Origin of the sequence: Actinoplanes sp. CA-015351 (genome assembly GCF_050955685.1) — a bacterium.
GTDB lineage: Bacteria > Actinomycetota > Actinomycetes > Mycobacteriales > Micromonosporaceae > Actinoplanes.
The window spans coordinates 3,583,431-3,603,226 of sequence record NZ_CP192102.1 but is presented as its reverse complement, the minus strand read 5'-3'; the positions used below and the strand labels follow the sequence as shown (position 1 = coordinate 3,603,226).

Sequence of the window (19,796 nt, the reverse complement as noted above, 5' to 3'; positions counted from 1 at the left end):
TCATCCTCCCGGATCGGCGCCGGGAGGGCTTGCGGATGGCGGACGTGCCGGTCAGCCGGCGATCGCCGCCGCCACCGCCGAGAAGATCGCCCCGACCAGCAGAAACGTTCCGGAACCGGCGCCGACGATCGCGCTCGGCGCAACATTTCGGGCCCGGGCGATGGGTACGCCCACCAGCGAGACGATCGTCACCAGTACACCAACGAGGTAGATGAACGGGTACCCGATGATCGCGGCGACCGGGAACAGGTGGACACCGACCACGAAACCGATCCATGCGGAGGTCAGCTCGCGGCGGCGCAGCACGGCCAGGACCACGGCTCCGGCGGCGGCCGCGGCGAACTCGACGCCGACGACGATGCCGAAGGTCCGGCTGGTGTCCTCGTCGAAGACGGTGCCGGCGCTCGAGTGCCGCGAGGCGGTCTGGACCGAGTCTGGCACCTCAGAGCAAGCCGTCCATTTCCCGATCGATCACTGCTTGCGCCCAGCCGTCCTGCTGGTCAGGGCGGACCAGCAGGTGGAAGGCCAGCCCGTCGACCAGAGCATGCAGCCGATCCAGGTGAGGACCGGCCTCTCCCCCGGCGGCTTGGATCGCCCGGGCGCACACGTCACGGACGACCGCGTCGGTGGCCTGCCAGAGCGGCTGGAGCGTCTCATCGGTCAGCGCGGCCGTGCCGAGCGCGAGGAACACCTCCATCTCCAGCCGGCGCTGCTGGTCCAGCGGCAGAAGTTCGAGCAGGGCCGCGCGGGCCCAGGACCGGCCGTCGATGTCCTGCGGCAGGGCGGCGACACGGCCGGCGATGTTCTGCGAGACCGCGATGATCGCCTTCTCCCGGACCACGGCCTGACTGGGGAACGTGTACCGCAGCGAGCTCGGCGCCAGCCCGGCCTGCGCGGCCACCCGGCGCACGGTCAGCGCGGTGATGCCCGCACGGGCGATCACCTGCCAGGCGGCGTCGATGACGGCTCGGTCACGGGCGGCGGCGTCCAGGATCCGGGGCATGCCGAAATAGTCGCACAGTCGTACGGAAACGTGCTATACCTTTAGTCGCACAGTCGTACGAAAAAGAAACGGGGGCTCTGATGGCCTGGACCGTGCTCATCGTGTCCGGACTGCTGGAGGCGGTCTGGGCGACAGCGCTCGGCGCCTCCGGCGGGCTGCGTAAGGTCCGGCCGACAGCGCTCTTCGCGGTGTCGATCGTGCTCAGCATGGTCGGTCTCGCGTACGCGATGCGGACCCTGCCGACCGGGACCGCCTACGCCGTCTGGGTCGGGATCGGCGCCGTGCTGACCGCCGTGCTCGCCGTGCTGCGCAAGGCGGAACGACTCACCCTCACCCGGGCAGCGCTGCTGACCGTGCTGATCGGATGTGTCGTCGGACTGAAAGTGGTCAGCTGATGCCCTGGATCGTGCTGCTCGTCAGTGCTGTGCTCGAAGCCGTCTGGGCGACCGCCCTCGGCCAGAGCGACGGCCTCGGCCGGCCGCTGCCAACGGCGATCTTCGGCGTCGGCATCGTGCTCAGCATGGCCACCCTCGGGTGGGCAACCCGGCACATCCCGATCAGCACGGCGTACGCGATCTGGACCGGGCTCGGCGCCGCGCTGACAGTCACCTACGCCATGCTGACCGGCCACGAGACGGTCAGCGCGCTCAAAGTCGTCTTCCTCTGCGGCATCGTCGGCGCGGTGATCGGCCTGAAGCTGGTCAAAACACCGGGAGAACCAGTTCAGAACCAGCAGGGATGACCCTCGCGGGCGCTGCCCTTCGTGAGAATCTGCTCGTCCGAGCCGTCCATCCGCTCGACCACTATCTGCGGGTGATTGAGGTCGCCGCGGGTGTACGCGATCCACGCTCCGTCCGGCGACCAGGTCGGGTCCATCTCGCGAGCCTCGTCGTCGGTGACGGCTTGGGCGTTCGAGCCGTCCGCGGCGATTGCCCAGATGTCGTAGTTCTCGCCCTCGACCTTCTTGGTGAACAGGATGTGTGCCCCGTCCGGGGAGACCGCCGGGTCGAGGGCGTCGCCGAGGTCCGCGCCGGTGAGCCGGGCGCCGGGTTCCTGCGGGTCGGCGAGGTTCAGCTCGAAGAGCGAGCGGACGCCGTCCTGCTCGGACCAGTAAATGATCGACGAACCGTCACCGGAGTAGATCGGGTCGTCCTTCGCGGCGTCCGACGTGGTCAGTTGCCGGGGCTCGCCGCCGGCGACCGGACTCGTGAAGATCTGGCTGACCTTGCCGACCTTCTTGACGTACGCCACCTCGGTGTCGTCCGCCGACCAGACCACCCGGCCGCCGGTGACGTCCTCGACCAGGGGGCGCCGGTCGCCGCCCTCACGGTTCATCACGTAGATCGTGGCCGTGCCGCCGGCCCGGTTCGTCAGAGCGATCTGCTGACGGTCGTTGGACCAGCGCGGCAGGGTGTCGCCGGGCACGCTGCCGGGCAGGTCACGGCGGCTGCCGTCGGCCGCGTTGAGGTACTGGATCCGGGTCGTCCAGGTGTCCGAACCCATGTCGCCGCCGGTGTCCACCCGGACCAGCAGGTTCGCCGCCGGGATCGCGCCCGGGTCCGCGGCGGCGGAGGCCCCCGGGTTGGTGCCCTGGGCGGCGTCGTCGTCCTTCGTGTTCAGGTTGGACAGGACGACGCCGATCGCGGCGGCCACCAGGACGAGCGCCGCGGCGCCGGAGACCAGGAGTGTCCGCTTGCGCCGCGCGGGAGGCGCGGGCGGTGATCCCGCGCCATAGGTCGCGGGGATGAACTGGGTGCTCGGCTCTACATCAAGATCAGGACCAGAGGAGCCAGACATGGGTACGGTCGTGCCGGCCGTCCTGGTCTGCTCCAGAGCCGCGGGTGGCAGTGGCACGGTGGAGACCGGGGCGTGCGTCATCGGCACCGGGGTTGTCGGCGATGAGACTGCGGCGGCCGGGGAAATCGGTGCCGGTGAGACCGGTAGTGACGCGGCGTGGGCGGCTTCGATGGCTGCCGCGTGGGCCTCGGCTTCGGCGGCGGCCCACGGGTCGACGGGCTCGCGCAGGTCGGTGAAGTCCTGCTTGTGCGCCGGTCGGGGCGGGAATTCCCGGGGGTCCCAGCGGTTGGCGGGCGGCGGAGAAACCGGCGGCTGGGAAACCGGCGGCGGAGAAACCGGCTTCGCCTGGGCAGGAACGGACACCGGGGCCGGGGCTGGTTCGGTGGCGGCGGTTTCGGTGGGTGGGCCGCCGTTGGAGACGGCCACCATCGACTCGGCGCGGGAGATCTCTGAAGCCGCTTCCACGGTGGCTGCGATGCCATTGCTCGCGGTGGCGCGAGGAAATGATCGAGGATCGGGTGCGGCCGTTGATTCCGTATTCTCTGACCGAGAGTGACCAGCGACGGTGGTGGCGCCGGTTCCGAAGGAGAGGGCGATCGAGGCGGGGACGGCGACGGAGGCGGCGCCGAGGGCGACGCTCAGCTCGGGGTGGGCGTCGATGACGACCGGGCGGCCGAATTCTTCCGTCAGCACGCGCGCTACCAGCGGAATCCGGGACGAGCCGCCGGCCAGAAGGATGCCGCTGAGCTGTTCGGGTTTGACGCCCGCTGAGCGCAACGCGCGCTGGGTGGCGTCGACGGTGTCCCGGACGGCGAGGGTGATCAGGCCTTCGAAATCCGACCGGGTGATGTGCACGCGGGTGTGCCGGCCGGGCAACGCGACCGGAACTGTCACCTCCGTGTCGAACGACAGGGATTCCTTTGCCTCGATGCAGTCGCGGCGCAGCCGGGCAAGGGCCGGCGCCGTTTCCGGATCGGTGAGGTCGACGCCGTCGAGCGCGCCGAGAACATAGGCATAAACGGCCGCGTCGAAGTCGCCGCCACCGAGTTGATCAACACCTTCGGGAGTGCCGAGCAGCGTGAAGGAATCACCCTCGCGGCGGATCACGGCCACGTCGAAGCTGCTGCCGCCGAGGTCGTAGACGGCGGCGGTCTCACCGGGCGCGAGGCCTCGCCAGCGCGCGACCGCTTCCGGCTCGCTGAGCAGATGCACCGGGCCCGCGTCGGCGAGCCGGATCGCCTGGTCGAGTTGCTCGCGTTTGTACGGACCCCAGTGCGCCGGGTAGGTGAGCTCGACGGACGCGGGCGCGCCACCCTGCTGGCGGGTGACGGTGTCGAGGACGTATCGCAGCAGCTTGCCGGTGAGCGCGTGGGCGGAGAACGGCATGCCGCCGGCGAGGATCGGCACCGAGTCGCCGAGGCGGCGTTTGAACTCGCGGGCCAGGCGGCCCGGCTCGTCCTGACCGCGCCGCTCGGCGGCCTCGCCGACCAGCAGCTCGCCGTCCTCCTTCACGAAGATCGCGGACGGGATCTCCATGCGGCGGGCGCCCAGCCGGGCAGACTCGACCCGCCCACCGGTCAGCACGGCCGCCGCCGTGTGGGTGGTGCCGAGATCGATGCCCAGGCCGTAGTCCGCTGTCACGTCTTAAGACCTTAGGGGTTGACGGCTACCGTCCTCATCCTCCGGGCGGCGGACTCGGGTAGACGGTGGGATCGCCCTGCTTTATCCAAACGTCAGCGTTGTCGATGGGTAGGAATGATCGGTCACCGCCCGGTTCGCGGCTTGCCGGTACGGTGTCACCGTTCGGCAGATGCATGATGAAATTGACCGGCTTCGTGTCGTCTGCCAGGGCGATGTCGTATTCGGCCCAGCCGTTGACGATCCGGGTCGGTGGCATCGGCCGGTCCCAGCCGATCGTCGCGAGCAGCGCCGGGTCGACTGATTCACCCCACAGGTGCAGACCCCAGCCGTCGTAATCGTCTGCGGGTCGCTGGTAGTGCAATGTCGCCGTTGTCAGGGGCGGCCCGGCATATCGGACGGTCCGGATCGCTTCCTCGGTGTTCAGCCGTGCCCGATATCGGACAGTGGTTCCGGCCGACAGGTTCAGCGCGGCGAGGTTGTCGAACGCGGTGTACGCCGGTGAGGAGCTGTCGGTGCCGATCGGTGTCCACGGTCCACCGGCGACGCTGCGGTCGAAGCTGACGACGTGCGTGCCGCGTTCCGGGTCGGCGGTGGCGCGGATTTCGACGCGGTCGCGGACGTTGCTGTTCTCGGCGGGCGCCTCGATGGTCAGTTTCGGTGCGGGGACGCGGGTGGATCTCAAAGCGCTGGTGGCGGTGTGGCCGCCGTTGTCGAGCACAACCGCTTTGTAGTGCACGGGTGTGCCGGTTCTCAGTGCGCTCACATCGTGGAACACCTGGTAGGGCGCGGTGTCGTCAGTGCCGATCGGGACCCAGGTGTTATTTCCTGTTTTCTCGTAGAATGTTACTTCGTAGAATGATTCTCCAGCGACGCTGGCTTTGACGTTTACCCGGCTCGGAGTCACGGCGCTGGGCTCGCTGAGGGAGATCGCGGGAGCTTTCCTCGAAAACGGGACCTTGCCCGTTTTATAGACGACGGCGGAGAGCGGTGGAATGGTCACCGTGATGGTTTTCCCGTTCGCCTTCGCTTTCCCGCTGCCATAAACGCGCTCGGCCTTCCCGGCGCGCGCATAGGTGGGGATGGTGGCGGTGGCTGCCGTCTCGCCGTTGTTCAGCGCGACCACGTATTCCTGCAGCTGCCGCCGATCGATCCGGGAGAACGCGTAGACGCTGCCCTCGGCATATCTGTTCTGGTGGGCGCCGTCGCGCAGCGCCGGATGCTTGCGGGTGAGCGCCGCCAAGCCGCTGATCGCCTGATAGAGCGGATGTCCAGGGACGTAGTTGTCCTGCGCATGGGTGCCGGCGGTGCCGAGCAGATCGTCGTCGAGATAGTCCGGCACCCGGCTCGCGAACATCGTCTGCCGGGCGTCCTGATCACCACCCGGTCCGGTGAATCCCTGCTCGTCGCCGTAATAGACGACCGGGTTGCCGCGCGAGAAGTACATCAGCTCGTGGGCGAGGCGGTCCCGGGCCAGCCACTCCGCGTCGCCGGCACCCGGGTTGTCGGTCACCACGAAGCTGCCGATCCGGCCCATGTCGTGGTTGCCGAGGAACGTGGGCAGTTCGTAGACATTGGAGTCGGCGTCGGTGTACCAGTCGTCACCGGCGAAGAACTCCCCCAGTTCGGCGGCGGGTGCGCCACGGGAGGCGAAATCACGCGCCGCGTCCTGGAACGGGAAGTCGAGGACGGCCTGCATCCGGTTCCGGGTGGTGTACTGCGAGGTGAAACTGCGGCTCGTGTCGAAGACCTCGCCGAACATGAAGAACTCGCGTTTGCCCTGCGCTCGGGCGTACGCAAGAACCTCCGGACCGAATTTCTGCCAGAACGCGTCGTCGACGTGTTTCATCGTGTCGATCCGGAAGCCGTCGATGCCGAAGTCGGCGATCCAGGTCTTGTAGATGTCGATCATTCCACGAACGACGCGCGGGTTCTCGGTGAACAGGTCGTCGAGGCCGAAGAAGTCACCGTAATAGGAGTTCTCACCGGTGAACGTGGTGTCGCCACGATTGTGGTAAAGGTTCACGTCGTTGAGCCAGGCGGGAGTTTTGAGGTTTTTCTCGGTCTCGTCGAGAACCGGGGTGTAGGGAAAATTCAGCGTCGGGAATACGGCAGGATAGTCCCGGTCGTCGAACGGCTTTCCGTCCGCCGTCCGATACGGTTCGGCGTCCTTGCTGACATAGGGCATCCGTGCGCCCTCCTGGTAACCGATCACGTCGGCCGTGTGGTTGGTGATGATGTCGAAGTAGACCTTCATCCCCTTCCGGTGCGCGGTCTCGACGAGCGCCCGCAGCTCCTCGTTCGTACCCAGATGCGGGTCGATCCGGGTGAAGTCGGTGATCCAGTAACCGTGGTACCCGGCTGACGGGCCGTCCTCCAGCTGCACCGCCTTGTTCGTGAAGCTCGGCGTCAGCCAGATCGAGGTGGTGCCCAGCTCCCGGATGTAGTCGATGCGCTGGAGCAGCCCGGTCAGGTCACCGCCGTTGTAGAAGCCCTTGCGCGCCGGGTCGAACCCGGAGACGAGCGGGTCGTCGGGCAGGCCACCCCGATCGTTGCCGGCGTCACCGTTGGCGAACCGGTCGGCCATCACGAAGTAGAAGTTCTCGTCGGTGACCGGGCCCCTCAGCGAGTGCAGGCCCGCCTCACCCCGGCCGGCTTCGGCAGGCGTGGCGGCCATCGTGCCGGCCAGGACGGTGGACAGGATCACGGCAGCTGCGCGACGGATCGACATATGCGTATACCCCCCGGCCGCGATCGTAAGCGATTGCGGCCGTGTTGCCGGGGGGTTACGTTCCAGGCATCGACAAACCTCACTGCAAAGGGGTTGTTCTCGTGCCGCTCAGTCGCCGTACCGCTCTCGCCGCCGGAGCCGGGGTCGCCGCCGGCCTGACCGTTCCCGGCATCGCCGCAGCAGGTTCCACCAGCGTCCGTTTCACCCTCGACGCCGAGACCCTCGACGGCGGCGAGCAGGTCACGTCGCTCACCCTGGACACGTCCCGGCTCGGGACGATCTCCCCGTCCAGCGTCACCACCAGCACGTTCACTGTCCACGCGAAGGCGACAAGCCCACTGCCTCTCGCCCCGGGCGATCAGATCTTCAGCGAATACGATCTCGACCGTACGGTGACCACCGCCCGGGTCGACCGGCGCGGAAACATCGTGCTCTCGCTGGAGCATGCCGAGGGGCAGGTTGGCGGCGGCACGCTCGGATACATCGCGAGCAGGGGGCGCAACGTCCGGCTCGACCTGGTCTACACCATCACGCAGAACGCGCCGGTTTCGGTGCGAGGGCGGCCGGTGACGATCTCCCAGTTCGCCCAGGGCCGGTTGGTCAATCGTGAGGTGGACGCGTTCAGCCACCACGAGTCGGCTTCGGGGATGAAATATCGGTTCTTCCCGGCTTTCGACACGAGTCGTCGCCCTCTGGTGGTCTGGCTGCACGGCGGCGGCGAAGGCGCCTCACTCCCGGACGGCTACTACGACAACGAGACGCCGCTGCGGGCCAACCGCGGGGCGCTCGGCTTCGCCACCCGGGAAGCGCAGCGGATCTTCGGCGGTGCCCATGTGGTCGTGCCGCAGTCGTTCTCCTACTGGATGGAGGACGGCGATCGCTTCGCGCCGCTGATTCGCGAGATCATCCGGGAGGTGGCCCGCGAGCACCCGGTCGACACCAACCGGATCCACGTGGTGGGCTGCAGCAACGGCGGCTACATGAGCATGAAGATGACGGTGGAGTACCCGTCACTGTTCGCGTCGTCGACGCCGATCTGCGGGATCGTCACGAACCTGATCACCGATGCCGAACTGGCCGCCATCCGCACGCCGTCATGGCTGGTCACATCCCTGGACGACACCACAGTGCCGCCCGCACCGAACACCATCCACGCGGCTTCGCTGATCCCCAGGGCTCGCGTGACGCTGTACGACGACGTGACCTGGAACGGGCACCGCTTCCCCGGCCACTGGTCATGGATCTACGTGGCTCGCAACGACCGCGGTTACTGGCAGTGGATGGCTCGCCACCGTCGCCGGTAAAAACAATTTGACGGCACCGATAATCTGATCCTCCGTGCCTGCGCGCGTGCGTCCGGTTCGGGAGGGGCTCGTCCCTTCCCGCACCGAGGAGCTTCCATGCACCGGGCACCCGCCCTCAACTTCCTGCTCGTCACCGTTTTCCTCGACATGCTCGGCCTGGGCATCATCGTGCCGATCATTCCGGCGCTGATGACCACGGTGACCGACGATCCCGCCACGGCCGTGTACTGGTCGGGTGTGCTCGGATCCACCTACGGCGTACTCCAGTTCGCGGTGTCTCCCCTGCTCGGGCGGCTCTCCGACCGTTACGGACGGCGGCCGGTACTCCTCGCGTCGCTGACCCTGCTCGGCGTCGACTGGCTCGCTCACGCCGCCGGCCCGAGCCCGTGGACGCTACTGATCTTCCACGCCCTCGCGGGTGCCTGCGCCGGCACGAACACCGTGGTCAACGCGTACGTCGCCGACGTCACCCCGGTCTCCGAGAGGGCTCGGGCCTACGGCCGGATCGGCGCCGCGTACGGACTCGGGTTCGTCGCCGGACCGATCCTCGGCGGCCTGCTCGGCGGCGTCGACGTGCGCCTGCCGTTCCTCGCCGCCGCCGCGCTGTCGTTCGCGGGCGTCGCCTACGGCTGGTTCGTCCTGCCCGAATCCCGCACCGGCGACCGCGTCACCTCACTCTCCCTGCGCGCGTCAAACCCCATCGGCGCGATCGCCGTCGTCCTGCGCCGGCCCGTTCTGGGGCGTCTTGCGTACGCAAGAATGGCCGCCGACATCGCGAGAATGACCCACCAGTCGGTGTGGACGTTCTTCCTCGCCTACCAATTCCTGTTCAGCACCACGATGGTCGGTGTGGTGATGGCGGCCACCGCCCTGGCCGGCGCGGTCTTCCAGGCTCGGGCGGTGGGCCCGATCGTCCGGGCTCTCGGCGACAAACGCGCCGCGGTGATCGGCACCCTGATCAGCGCGGCGGCGTTCGCGGGCACGGCGGTGGCTTCGGCGCCGGTTTCCCTCTACATCCTGCAGGCGGTCGGGATCGTCGGGTCGATCGCCGGGGTGGCCTCGCAGTCCTGGCTCTCCGGTGTCGTCGGGCCGGACGAACAGGGCGCGGTCCAGGGTGCGCTGACCGGCATCGGCGCCATCGCCGAGACGGTCGTCCCGGTCACGGCGGGTGCGGTTTTCGCCTGGTCCCTTTCGTACGCGACCCCAGGCCTGGTTTTCGTCGCGGCCGCTGCCTTCACGGCGGTGTCAGCCCTGCTCCTGTCCACAACTCCAGCCACCCGAGCCTTGACATAACGCCCTGTTCGCCCGGGCGGGTCATCCGCGCCGGATGATCCGCTGGATGATCCGCCCCCGCTCCCAAGATCCAGTCCAGCTGGCTCCCACTGCTGCCTCACGCCCGTCGAGCCAAACGGTGAGAGCCAGCCATCCAAGATCCCGCAGCCGCCGCGTGGGGCCCGGCCCGGCCGATCCCGCTGGCCCGGCTGGCCCGGCTGGCCCGGCTGGCCCGGCTGGCCCGGCTGGCCCGGCTGGCCCGGCTGGCGCTGCCGACCCAGCGGGCGCGGCCAACCCGGCGGGCGCGGCCAACCCGGCGGGCGCGGCCAACCCGGCGGGCGCGGCCAACCCAGCGGGCGCGGCCAACCCAGCGGGCGCGGCCAACCCAGCGGGCGCGGCCAACCCAGCGGGCGCGGCCAACCCAGCGGGCGCGGCCAACCCAGCGGGCGCGGCCAACCCAGCGGGCGCGGCCAACCCAGCGGGCGCGGCCAACCCAGCGGGCGCGGCCAACCCAGCGGGCGCGGCCAACCCAGCGGGCGCGGCCAACCCAGCGGGCGCGGCCAACCCAGCGGGCGCGGCCAACCCAGCGGGCGCGGCCAACCCAGCGGGCGCGGCCAACCCAGCGGGCGCGGCCAACCCAGCGGGCGCGGCCAACCCAGCTGGTGTTCAGCGCGGGAAGGGTGTCGTAGGGCAGCGCTGAGCGCCAACTCCTGCAGTCCGGTTGGCTGTCGGCGCTGTCACACCGGCCGCGAGACAGCACTGACGGCCAGTTGGACCAGCCGCGGGGTGGTCAGGGTCGCACATAACGCCACCGTGTGCCCTGGACTACGCCCTGACCGTGCTGAAGTCGCACGGACCGCAACCGTGCGTCCCCATCCACGCTGAATCGAGCATGCGTGTGCCCCCACCAACGTAGACGCCGGCCCACCGTGTGCTCACGTCCATCAGTTGCACAGGGATCGAGCATGCGTGTGCCGCCATCAACGTGCACACCGGCCCACCGTGTGCCCACGCCCATCAGTTGCACAGGGCCGGAGAGGTTGAAGGTGCCGTACAGAAAAACAGCCCGGCGCCTGTCGGGCGCCGGGCTGTCACGCAAGGCCGGTGTGCGGGTCGCCTGAAGGCGGGTGGCGCAACGCGGCTCCAGCCGGACTGGTATTCCGCGAAGGCAATGGGTGAGGCCCTGGGACACTGGCCACACCGGCTCCTGGCACAACCACCCGCCCCCACCGATAATTCCGCCCCCGCCGTGACGTGCGGCACCAGTGGCGGGTCGAGCAGCAAGCCGACGGATGGCAGGGCCCTCTCACGGCAGCAGTCTCGGTATCGGGCAGCACGACATCCGCTGCCGGCCGAACAACCAGAGGTTCCACATGCGCAACTCATGGAAGCCGCTGGCACTCGCCGGTGTCGTCGCCGCGTCAGTGCTCGCCCTGCTTCCGGTAGGCGCCTCCGCAAGCACCCAGGCCACCGCGAACACCACGGCCACCGCGAACACCACGGCCACCGCGAACTTCACGGCCACCGCGAACACCGGGACCAGGGTGAGACGATCGCGCAGGCCGGCGCCCTCGCCGGTGGGGACAACTCGGTGCTGGTGTCGCACCTGATCCAGCGTGCGTACCCGAACAGCGTGGGCGCCGTGGACACCACTGTCGACCCGGCCTGGTTCCCGAAGCTGTTCGCCGCGGACGCCCCGCTCAGCAAGACCAGGCTGATGTCCACCCAGCAGCGCCCGCTGTCGTCGGCAGCGTTCACCGGCAAGACCGGTGTCCCGGCGTGGAAGACCATCACGTCGTACTACCTGGTCTCCCTCGACGATCAGACCATCCCGCCGGTCGCCGAGAAGGCGATGGCCGCCCGCGCAGCGAAGGGCCGCACCGTCGAGATCCACAGTTCGCACGCCGCGATGGTCGCCCACCCGGACGCCGTCACCAACCTGATCCTCCGGGCCGCCAAGTCCTGAGAACCCATCGACGGCGACGGCCCTGCCTCAGGGCACGGCCGTGGCGACGTCGTAGTGACTCCAGATCGTGCCGCACTCTCCCACCACGACATCGACGGTCCGCAGCCGCACCGGTAGGTGGTCCGGGCCGAGCGGCGGCCCGTCCATGATCGACGGCGTGCCCAGCCCGCCGACCAGCGCGGGAATCGTGACGATGTGCAACTCGTCGACCAGCCCGGCCCGCAGCAGGGCGCCGTTCAGCCCGCCGCCGGCCTGCGACAGCACACAATCGGCGCCGAGCAGCGCCCGCATCTTCACCAGCGCGGACGTGAGATCAACCCGCGTCTCCCCGGCGATCAGATAGGGGATGCCCTCCCGGCGCAGATAGCCGAGGTACGCCAGGGGCGTGGCATCGCTGACCAGCACCAGCAGCCGGGTCTCCCCGTCCTGCTTGTGGGTCCACGCCACCCGCCCGCGCCCGTCCACGACGGCGAACCACTTCGCGCTGCTGACCGGCAGGAAGTCACCGCGGAGATCGCCGCTCGCCGCGTCGGGCAGATCCAGCGGTCCCGCGCTGTCGTCCACAAACGTGCCGCTGCCTTCGAGAACCACCGTCGGTGCGTGCCGCTCCCGGACAAAGGAATCCCGCCGGGCCAGGAGCCCCTCGACATCCGCCGGCCAGGCCGCTTGCCAGCGTGCTCTCACCTCGGCGTCGAGCAGCCGGCCCGGCCGCCCGAGCGCCACCCGCCCATCAGCGGCCGCCGTCACCGCAACAACCACCCGAGGACGCCCACCATCCAGAACCACAGATCGGACCCTAACCATTGGGTACGACATTCGTGGCGTGCCTTGTGGTCCGACCGCGAGCAGCTGAACGACTTCAGTCGCCCGGACGCATCCATGGGCGACGATGATGTCAGCGTTGCTGGCGTGCCCTTGCCTCGGCGCTGACCGGGGTGAAGAGGTTCACCAGGGTGCCGTCCGGGTCGCGGAGCAACAGGGACCGGTTGCCCCAGGGCATCGTGGTCGGCTCCTGCACGATCTCGGCGGTCAGTTTGCCGAGACGGGTGAACTCGGCGTCCACGTCGTCGACCCGGAACTCGATGATGGCCGACCGGTTCGCCGCCGGTGACGCCGAGCCCTCGCCGAACAGTTTCACCGTGCCGGTGCTGCCGATCGCAAGCGTCGCCCCGGGCAGCACGATCTCGGCGAAGTCAGCCGTGTGCCGGTGGGCGCTGACGCCCGTGACCCGCTCGTAAAAGTCGGTGAGACGGTCGACGCGGTCGGTGATCAGGCGTACCGATGTCAGGTTCATGGTGTTTCTCCTTGCTGTGATGCCAACAGGCGAAACGGTAGGAGCGATACCGGGCGGATCCCGCCCGGTATGGAGAAGAATGTGATCGTGACCCGACCGGCCGCGCGCGTGCTCGCCCTCCTGGAGATCCTTCAGAACGGCGGTACCCACACCGCTCCCGCCCTCGCCGAGCGCCTCGGCGTCGACGAACGGACCGTGCGCCGGTACGCCGATCACCTGCTCGACCTGGACATCCCCGTCGAGTCGGTACGCGGCCGGTACGGCGGGTACCGGCTGGCGCCCGGATTCCGGATGCCGCCGCTGATGCTCACCGACGAGGAGGCCCTCGCAGTCCTGCTGGGCCTCGTGGCAGCCCGGCGGGCCGGCCTGATGGCGATGTCGGACGAGGCCACCGACAGCGCCGCCGCCAAGGTTCGCCGGGTCCTGCCGAAAACTCTCGCCGCGCGCCTCGACGCGCTGTTCGCCACAGCCAATTTCACCTCCGGCACGCGGGAGGCGCCCACGGCGGAGGCCTCGGTCATGCTCCTGCTGGCAGAGGCGACCCGGCAGCGCCGGCCCGCGCTGATCGACTACAGCGATCGTTCCGGCAAACGCAGCCGCCGCACGTTGCATCCGTACGGGATCGTCGCGCACTCCGGCCGCTGGTACGTGACCGGCCCCGACTCCGCCTCGGGCGAGATGCGCACGTTCCGCCTCGACCGGATCGGGTACGCCGAGATCATGCACGGCGGCTTCACGGTGCCCGACGACTTCGAGCCCGCCGGCGCGGTCCTGTCCAGCCTGGCCGGGACGCCGTGGCAGCACGAGGTCATCGTCGCGGTGCACGGCACGGCCGAGCAGATAAGGCTGCCCCGAGGCCTGGCCACCGTCGAACCGGACGACGATCCCGAGTGGGTGGTGGTGAGGCTGCGGGCCGAACGCCTGGACTGGATCCCCGCCGTCCTGGCCGGCCTGGGCCTGCCGTTCACCATCCGGCAGCCCCCCGAACTCCGCGACACCGTCCGCGAGTGGGCCATCCGGATAGCCGCCTGGTCAGCGGTCGAGTAGCTGGGCCAGGTGGACGGCGGGGCGGTCTCGCAGGTCGGCCACCTGGGTGCGGCAGGAGAAGCCGTCGGCCAGCACGACCGCGTCCGGGGCGGCGTCCAGCGCGGGCAGCAGGTTCTGCTCGGCGACCGCCACCGACACCTCGTAGTGGCCGATCTCCACGCCGAAGTTGCCGGCCAGGCCGCAGCAGCCGGCCAGCCGTTTCACCGTGGCGCCGGTGGACGCGAGCAGGTCGGCATCGGACTTCCAGCCGAGAACCGCGTGGTGGTGGCAGTGCGGCTGCGCGATCACCGAGACGTCCGACAGGTCCGGCGGAGTCCAGCCCGGCGTCGACGCGAGCAGCTCGGCGAGGGTGTGCACCGACCTGGCGACCACGGCGGCGTCCTCGTTGCCGGGCAGCAGCTCGTGCACGTCGGAGCGGAGCACGGCGGTGCACGACGGCTCGATGCCGACGATCGGAATCCCGGCGCGGGCATCCGGGGCAAGGGCGCCGACCGTACGCGAAAGGATCTTCTTGGCCGAGTCCAGCTGGCCCGTGGTGATCCAGGTCAGGCCGCAGCAGACCTGCCCGGACGGCAGTTGTGGTTCGTACCCGGCGGCGCGCAGTACGCGTACCGTCGCCTCGGCCACCTCGGGTGAGAAAGCGTCGGAGAAGGAGTCGGCGAAGAGGACGACCGGCGTGCGGCCGGAGGTCGCGGCCGGGGTGAATGTGCGGCGGAAGGGGCGGCGGGCGAAGGCCGGGACCGAGCGGCGTTTGTCGACGCCGGCGATCCAGAGGGCGAGGCCGCGGAGGCCGGGCAGCCGGGTGCCGAGGTTCGCCAGGCGTGGCACCCAGCCGGCGAGGCGTGCCCACATCGGGAGTTTGCCGAGCGAGTAGTGCGAGCGCGGGCGCAGTTTGCCCTGGTACGTCTGGTGCAGCACCTCGGATTTGTAGGTGGCCATGTCGATGCCGGTCGGGCAGTCCGAGGCGCAGCCCTTGCAGGCCAGGCAGAGGTCCATCGAGTCGTGGACCGACGGGTGCGACCAGGGCAGTTCGCCGCGGACGACCTCCTGCAGGACGCGGGCGCGGCCGCGGGTGGAGTCCTTTTCCTCAGCTGTTGCCAGGAACGACGGGCACATGACGCCGCCGGCTGCGGAGTTGTCGGCGCGGCACTTGCCGACGCCGGTGCAGCGGTGCACCGCCTGGCCGAGGTCGCCGCCGTCGTGCGGGTAGGCCATCGCGAGTTGTTTGATCGGGAAATGCCCGGCGGCGCGGATGTCGGCGTCAACCGGGTCCGGGTCGACGAGCACGCCCGGGTTGAGCAGGTTGTCCGGGTCGAAGACATGCTTGATCCGGCCGAAGAGGGTGATGGCGTCCGCCGAGTACATGTGCGGCAGCAGCTCGGAGCGTGCCCGCCCGTCGCCGTGCTCGCCGGAGAGCGAGCCGCCGAACTCGCCGACCAGCTTGGCCGCGTCGGTGAGGAACTCGCGCAGCACCTTGGTGCCGCCGGGCTGGTCGATCGGGAAGTCGAGACGCACGTGCATGCAGCCGTCGCCGAAATGCCCGAATGGCGCGGAGGTCATGTCATATTCGGTCACGAGCTGGTCGAAACGGGCGAGGTAGGCACCGAGTTTCTCCGGCGGAACAGCGGCGTCCTCCCAGCCTGGCCAGGCCGGCTTGTCCGACGGCGCACGCCCGGCGAGGCCCGCGCCGTCCTCGCGGATCCGCCACAACCGCGCCTGGGTAGCCGGATCTTGCACGACCAGGGCGTCGTCGGCGATCCCGGCGGCCGCCAGCTTCTGCGCCCGGGACAGCACCTCACCGAGCTCGTCACCGGCCAGTTCGACGAAGAGCCACGCGGCGCCCCGCGGCAGCGGCGGGACGGCATCAGGCCCGCGACGTGCGCGAAGAACGTCGAGCAGCCGCGAGTCAAGGCCCTCACAGGAGGTCGGTCCGTGCGCGACAACGGCCGGGGAGGCCTCGCCGGCGGCGACGATGTCACGGAACCCGAGCACCACGACGACGCGGACCGGCGCGTCGATGACGAGCTTCACGGTCGCCTGGGTGATCACCGCGAGAGTGCCCTCGGACCCGACGAGCGCCTGCGTGAGGTCGAACCGCTCCGGCAGCAGGTGGTGCGCAGAATAGCCCGAGACCTGCCGCCCGAACCGATCAAATTCGGTCCGTGCCGTCGCGAGGTGACCGCCCATGACGGTGTGGACCTTTTCGATCAAAAGATCAACACCGCTGGTGTACGGGTCACCGGCCGCGTCGTAACCAGTGGTCAGCTTCTCCCCCGCCGCCGTCAGCAACTCCAGTCCGGCGACGTTGTCCGAGGTTCTGCCGTACGCCAGCGACCGCGACCCGCACGCGTTGTTGCCGATCATCCCGCCGATCGTGCAGCGCGGATGCGTCGACGGGTCGGGCCCGAACCGGATGCCGTGCGGGGTGACCGCCTTCTGCAGGACGGCGTGCACGGTGCCCGGCTCGACGACGGCCAGCTTGGCGGCGGGGTCGATGTCGAGCACCTTGTTCATGTGGCGGGAGAAGTCGAGCACGATGCCCCGGCCGACCGCGTTGCCGGCCACCGACGTGCCGGCGCCCCGGGAAGTGAGCGGCACACCGGTCTCGCGGGCCACGGCCAGCGCGGCGGACACCTCGTCGACGGTGCGCGGGCGGACCACGGCGAGCGGCGGAATCCGGTAGAGGGAGGCGTCCGAGGCGTACATCCCCCGGGTGCCTGGGTCGGACCGCACCTCAAGGCCGGCCTTCTCCAGCGCCTGCACCACGCCGTTCGACTGCTCGCTCATCAGTAACATGTTACCCATGCCGAAGCTCGTGCTGCCGACGGATGCCCCTTCCCTCGCTGATGCCGTCGCTGTCGCCGTGCTCGACGGGGTCGCGGCGGGCGAGCTGGTGCCCGGGGTGACGTACTCGGTCTATCAGCTCGCCGAGCTGCTCGGAGTGTCCCGCAGTCCCGCCCGCGAGGGTCTCCTGCGCCTGGCCGAGGCCGGCCTTGTCGAGATCCGGCGCAACCGGGGTTTCCAGGTGCTGCCACCTCAGGCCCACGACATCGAGGAGATCATCGGCATCCGGCTGGCGCTGGAGCCGCCCGCTGCCGGCCTTGCCGCCTCGCAGGGCAGCGCGGAGCAGCATGCCGCGATCCGGTCCACGCTGGCGGCGATGGCGACGGCGGCGATTGCCGGCGACGAGGCGTCGTTCTGGCCGGCCGACCGGGCTCTGCATGATCTGTTGCTGCACGCGGCGGGCAGACCGCGGACTGCCGCGATCATCGAGAGGCTGCGAGGGACGACGGCTCTGCTGGGGCCGCCGACAACGGCCAGTGGCCGGACGTTGAGCGAGATCCATGCCGAGCACGAGCCGGTGGTCAGGGCCGTGCTCGCCCGGGACGGGCAGGCAGCGGAGATCGCGATGCGCGCCCACCTGGAGGCGACGCGGAGCTTGCTGGTGGCGAACTTGCAGAGATAGGTGGAACGCGGGCCGGCGTGCTCGCCGGCCCGCGCATCACAACCGTCAGCTGCCGATCTTGGCGGCCGCGAACTCAGCGCCCTGCTCGACAGTGCCGTTCCTCGGGTACGCCAGGTGGGCCGCGAGCCGGTTCCCACCCCCACAGACCGGGTCGCCGTTGTTGCAGAACTCCTTCGCCTTCGGGCCGAACTCCGTGCTGGCACCGGCGATCGTGCGTCGCTGCAGGCCGAGCGGATTGCCGAACACGACGACCGCGGCGACCCGGGAGGCCAGCGCCGCCGGGATCGCCTCGCCGGCCGTACCCGCGCCCCGAATCCCGATCGCGATGTCGGTGACGCTGGCGCCCTGCGAATATCCGCCGATCACGAACCGGGTCTCCGGGCACGCCGCCGCCACCGAAGTGATGTGCTGGCTCATGTTCGTGGCGCCCGGTCCGGCACTTCGCTGGTTGCCGGCCGCCGCGTAGAGCACCGCGAACGATCCGACCTCCAGATCCGGCAGCTCGGCCGCGAGCGCGCGGGCCAGCGGGCGTCCCACGATGCCGAGCCCTTGCGGCTCTCCGGTACCCCGCGCGAACACCAGCTCCACGTCGGAGCAGGCACCCGCGGCGGTCGTGGCACCGAAGAATCCCGTTCCGGCGAACGCCTGCGGTGTGATCACCGCGCCGGCGGCGACCACTGCCGCACAGGCACCGGCCAGGATGAGGCGCCGGCTCTTACTGGATCGCTTACGTCGAGTAACCATCGATCTCTCCCTATCCGCCAATAGGACTGTGCCTGGGGATACGGAGAGGACCGGCGAATGGTTGCCCACCAGCCGAAGATTTTTGCACAAGAGGTACCAATAGCAGATCACCCAGCGTGAGCAATCCTCACGTTATCCGGGCGGCCGCAAGGTGTGCGTCGATGATCAAGAAGGTGCTCCCCGCTCATCGCGTTGCCGGCCGCGACGCCGTGCTGCCCGCTGAACCGGACGGCACTCCACCGCCGATGCCATCGCCGCCTGCATGGCGTTGTCCACCCCGGACCAACCCGTCAGCTGCGCCAGAAGCTGGCGTTGACGGGAATCCCGCGCCAGCCTTCGAGCCGAAGCCCTTCGACGAAACGGAAAGTTCCCAGCTCTCCCATCGGACGACCACCGTCACCTCATCGGCGACGAGTGGGCGTCCCCGGCGGCCGAGATCGCGGGCCTCGCCAACGGCTGGGACCAGATGTACGACAAGAAGCCGGAAATCAGCGAGGACGGCGACCGCTATTGGAAGGTCGTCGACCTGATCTCCGCTGAGCTCGGCTGCCCGAAACACCCGTCTCCCGGGGCAGAGCGATGACTCGCATGACGCGCTCGGTGTGGATGAGGTATCACACAGCGCCCGCTTCGCGTGGATGAAGGCGCACACAGCGACACGGTGCGATTTCATCCACGCCAGGACCGAGACCGAAGCCCACATATGCACTCGGTGCGACCCGGTCACCGCTGCCGACGAGCTGCGTGCGATCTTGACTAAACCGGAACTCAGCACAAGCCGCCGGTAGCCGAATTTCTACAGATCCCACTCACTCGACCCAATCATGCGATCAGGGACACGACGACAATTGCGTTGGTGACCCAACTTTTCGAAAGACCCGCCGCAAGCCGACAAATCGAGCTCGACCATGAGCCACGGCCGAGGGGCTGGAACGCCAACAACCACTCCGATCAGCTCAAATTGCACACCTACCTCGATGAAGCCGGCAAGGAACTCCTTGCCGAAGAATGGACGGGCGGAGGGGCGGGCGCCATCGATCTGGTGGTTGGCCTTCCCAAAACCACCTCCCTACAACGCGGTGGGCACGACCTCGACAATTATTTGCTGCCGCTGGCCGGGTATTTCGGCGCGAGCCGCATCGGTGCCGCGTTCGGCGGCAAGTCTCACCAGCAAGGTTCCTCTGTCGCGGTAGCTCTCGCCGCACCCGCCTCGAAAACGATCGGACCTGCGCAACTCAGTACCCGGATGTCTATGTCGGCGACGTTGGCATCATGGGCGGAGACCATCAACCGGGCTTGCCGATCCGCAGTCATCGAACCCCTATCGCCTGGACCGGTAGGGGTTCGGTTGCAGTTCGGCGTCTCGCGGACGCGGAACTGGGCGTCGCTGCTGCACCGAAGCATAGACGACAGCCTGGGGCATGACGTGGTGGTTCGGGCGTGGTGGTGGCGAGATGGACGCCCCTAACCGGATACCGGGTAGCGAGTGCCGGTGGGCGGGCACCCGGTGGGCGGGACCTGCCCACCGGGTGGG

General features: G+C 69.2%; 17 protein-coding genes. 8 read left to right on the top strand and 9 right to left on the bottom strand.

Annotated elements, in window-relative coordinates; all coding sequences use genetic code 11:
- Window positions 1-51 precede the first annotated feature (51 nt).
- On the bottom strand, window positions 52-441 hold the full coding sequence (locus ACQP2E_RS16210; RefSeq protein ID WP_433832466.1) for a hypothetical protein: 390 nt from the start codon (window positions 439-441) through the stop codon (window positions 52-54).
- A gap of 1 nt (window position 442) precedes the next feature.
- Window positions 443-1,003, bottom strand: a complete 561-nt coding sequence (locus ACQP2E_RS16205; protein WP_433832464.1) for a TetR/AcrR family transcriptional regulator — start codon at window positions 1,001-1,003, stop codon at window positions 443-445.
- A gap of 80 nt (window positions 1,004-1,083) precedes the next feature.
- Between ACQP2E_RS16205 and ACQP2E_RS16200 the strand changes: the two genes are divergently transcribed.
- The gene (locus ACQP2E_RS16200) at window positions 1,084-1,398 is read left to right on the top strand and encodes a DMT family transporter (protein ID WP_433832462.1); all 315 of its coding nucleotides are present in this window, start codon (window positions 1,084-1,086) and stop codon (window positions 1,396-1,398) included.
- Window positions 1,398-1,745, top strand: coding sequence for a DMT family transporter (locus tag ACQP2E_RS16195; RefSeq protein WP_433832460.1), 348 nt, complete (start codon window positions 1,398-1,400; stop codon window positions 1,743-1,745). Before ACQP2E_RS16200 ends, ACQP2E_RS16195 begins: the two co-directional genes overlap by 1 nt.
- Here the strand turns inward: ACQP2E_RS16195 and ACQP2E_RS16190 are convergent.
- Window positions 1,727-4,441, bottom strand: a complete 2,715-nt coding sequence (locus ACQP2E_RS16190) for an Hsp70 family protein (protein ID WP_433832458.1) — start codon at window positions 4,439-4,441, stop codon at window positions 1,727-1,729. The two genes, ACQP2E_RS16195 and ACQP2E_RS16190, sit on opposite strands and share 19 nt — an antisense overlap.
- A gap of 34 nt (window positions 4,442-4,475) precedes the next feature.
- Window positions 4,476-7,169, bottom strand: a complete 2,694-nt coding sequence (locus ACQP2E_RS16185) for an alpha-amylase family glycosyl hydrolase (RefSeq protein ID WP_433832456.1) — start codon at window positions 7,167-7,169, stop codon at window positions 4,476-4,478.
- 101 nt (window positions 7,170-7,270) lie between these two features.
- Here ACQP2E_RS16185 and ACQP2E_RS16180 point away from each other — a divergent pair, with 101 nt between their 5' ends.
- Window positions 7,271-8,473 (top strand): prolyl oligopeptidase family serine peptidase, encoded by a 1,203-nt coding sequence (locus tag ACQP2E_RS16180; protein WP_433832454.1) that lies wholly within the window; start codon window positions 7,271-7,273, stop codon window positions 8,471-8,473.
- Between the two features lie 96 nt (window positions 8,474-8,569).
- Window positions 8,570-9,766, top strand: a complete 1,197-nt coding sequence (locus ACQP2E_RS16175; RefSeq protein WP_433832452.1) for an MFS transporter — start codon at window positions 8,570-8,572, stop codon at window positions 9,764-9,766.
- 1,285 nt (window positions 9,767-11,051) lie between these two features.
- Here ACQP2E_RS16175 and ACQP2E_RS16170 read toward each other — a convergent pair.
- Complete coding sequence (locus tag ACQP2E_RS16170; protein ID WP_433832450.1) at window positions 11,052-11,351, bottom strand: hypothetical protein; 300 nt, start codon at window positions 11,349-11,351, stop codon at window positions 11,052-11,054.
- Here ACQP2E_RS16170 and ACQP2E_RS16165 point away from each other — a divergent pair.
- A complete protein-coding gene (locus tag ACQP2E_RS16165; RefSeq protein ID WP_433832449.1) occupies window positions 11,337-11,711 on the top strand; it encodes an alpha/beta fold hydrolase in 375 nt (124 codons plus the stop codon). The two genes, ACQP2E_RS16170 and ACQP2E_RS16165, sit on opposite strands and share 15 nt — an antisense overlap.
- A 27-nt stretch (window positions 11,712-11,738) precedes the next feature.
- Here ACQP2E_RS16165 and ACQP2E_RS16160 read toward each other — a convergent pair whose 3' ends face one another.
- Both ACQP2E_RS16160 and ACQP2E_RS16155 read right to left on the bottom strand, forming a co-directional pair.
- Window positions 11,739-12,497, bottom strand: coding sequence for a RibD family protein (locus ACQP2E_RS16160; protein ID WP_433832448.1), 759 nt, complete (start codon window positions 12,495-12,497; stop codon window positions 11,739-11,741).
- Window positions 12,498-12,606: 109 nt separating this feature from the next.
- Window positions 12,607-13,005, bottom strand: a complete 399-nt coding sequence (locus ACQP2E_RS16155) for a VOC family protein (protein ID WP_433832446.1) — start codon at window positions 13,003-13,005, stop codon at window positions 12,607-12,609.
- Between the two features lie 81 nt (window positions 13,006-13,086).
- On the opposite strand from ACQP2E_RS16155, the gene ACQP2E_RS16150 reads away from it, so the two are divergent.
- Window positions 13,087-14,052 carry a helix-turn-helix transcriptional regulator gene (locus tag ACQP2E_RS16150; RefSeq protein ID WP_433832444.1) on the top strand — a complete coding sequence of 322 codons (966 nt, stop codon included), beginning with the start codon at window positions 13,087-13,089 and terminating at the stop codon, window positions 14,050-14,052.
- Here ACQP2E_RS16150 and ACQP2E_RS16145 read toward each other — a convergent pair.
- Window positions 14,038-16,839: an FAD-binding and (Fe-S)-binding domain-containing protein gene (locus ACQP2E_RS16145; protein WP_433832442.1), complete on the bottom strand. Its 2,802-nt coding sequence runs from the start codon at window positions 16,837-16,839 to the stop codon at window positions 14,038-14,040. The two genes, ACQP2E_RS16150 and ACQP2E_RS16145, sit on opposite strands and share 15 nt — an antisense overlap.
- Window positions 16,840-16,855: 16 nt before the next feature.
- Here ACQP2E_RS16145 and ACQP2E_RS16140 point away from each other — a divergent pair, with 16 nt between their 5' ends.
- Window positions 16,856-17,518 (top strand): GntR family transcriptional regulator, encoded by a 663-nt coding sequence (locus ACQP2E_RS16140; RefSeq protein ID WP_433832440.1) that lies wholly within the window; start codon window positions 16,856-16,858, stop codon window positions 17,516-17,518.
- A gap of 45 nt (window positions 17,519-17,563) precedes the next feature.
- Here ACQP2E_RS16140 and ACQP2E_RS16135 read toward each other — a convergent pair whose 3' ends face one another.
- A complete protein-coding gene (locus ACQP2E_RS16135) occupies window positions 17,564-18,262 on the bottom strand; it encodes a cutinase family protein (RefSeq protein ID WP_433832438.1) in 699 nt (232 codons plus the stop codon).
- Between the two features lie 856 nt (window positions 18,263-19,118).
- Between ACQP2E_RS16135 and ACQP2E_RS16130 the strand changes: the two genes are divergently transcribed.
- On the top strand, window positions 19,119-19,730 hold the full coding sequence (locus ACQP2E_RS16130; protein WP_433832436.1) for a hypothetical protein: 612 nt from the start codon (window positions 19,119-19,121) through the stop codon (window positions 19,728-19,730).
- Window positions 19,731-19,796 lie beyond the last annotated feature (66 nt).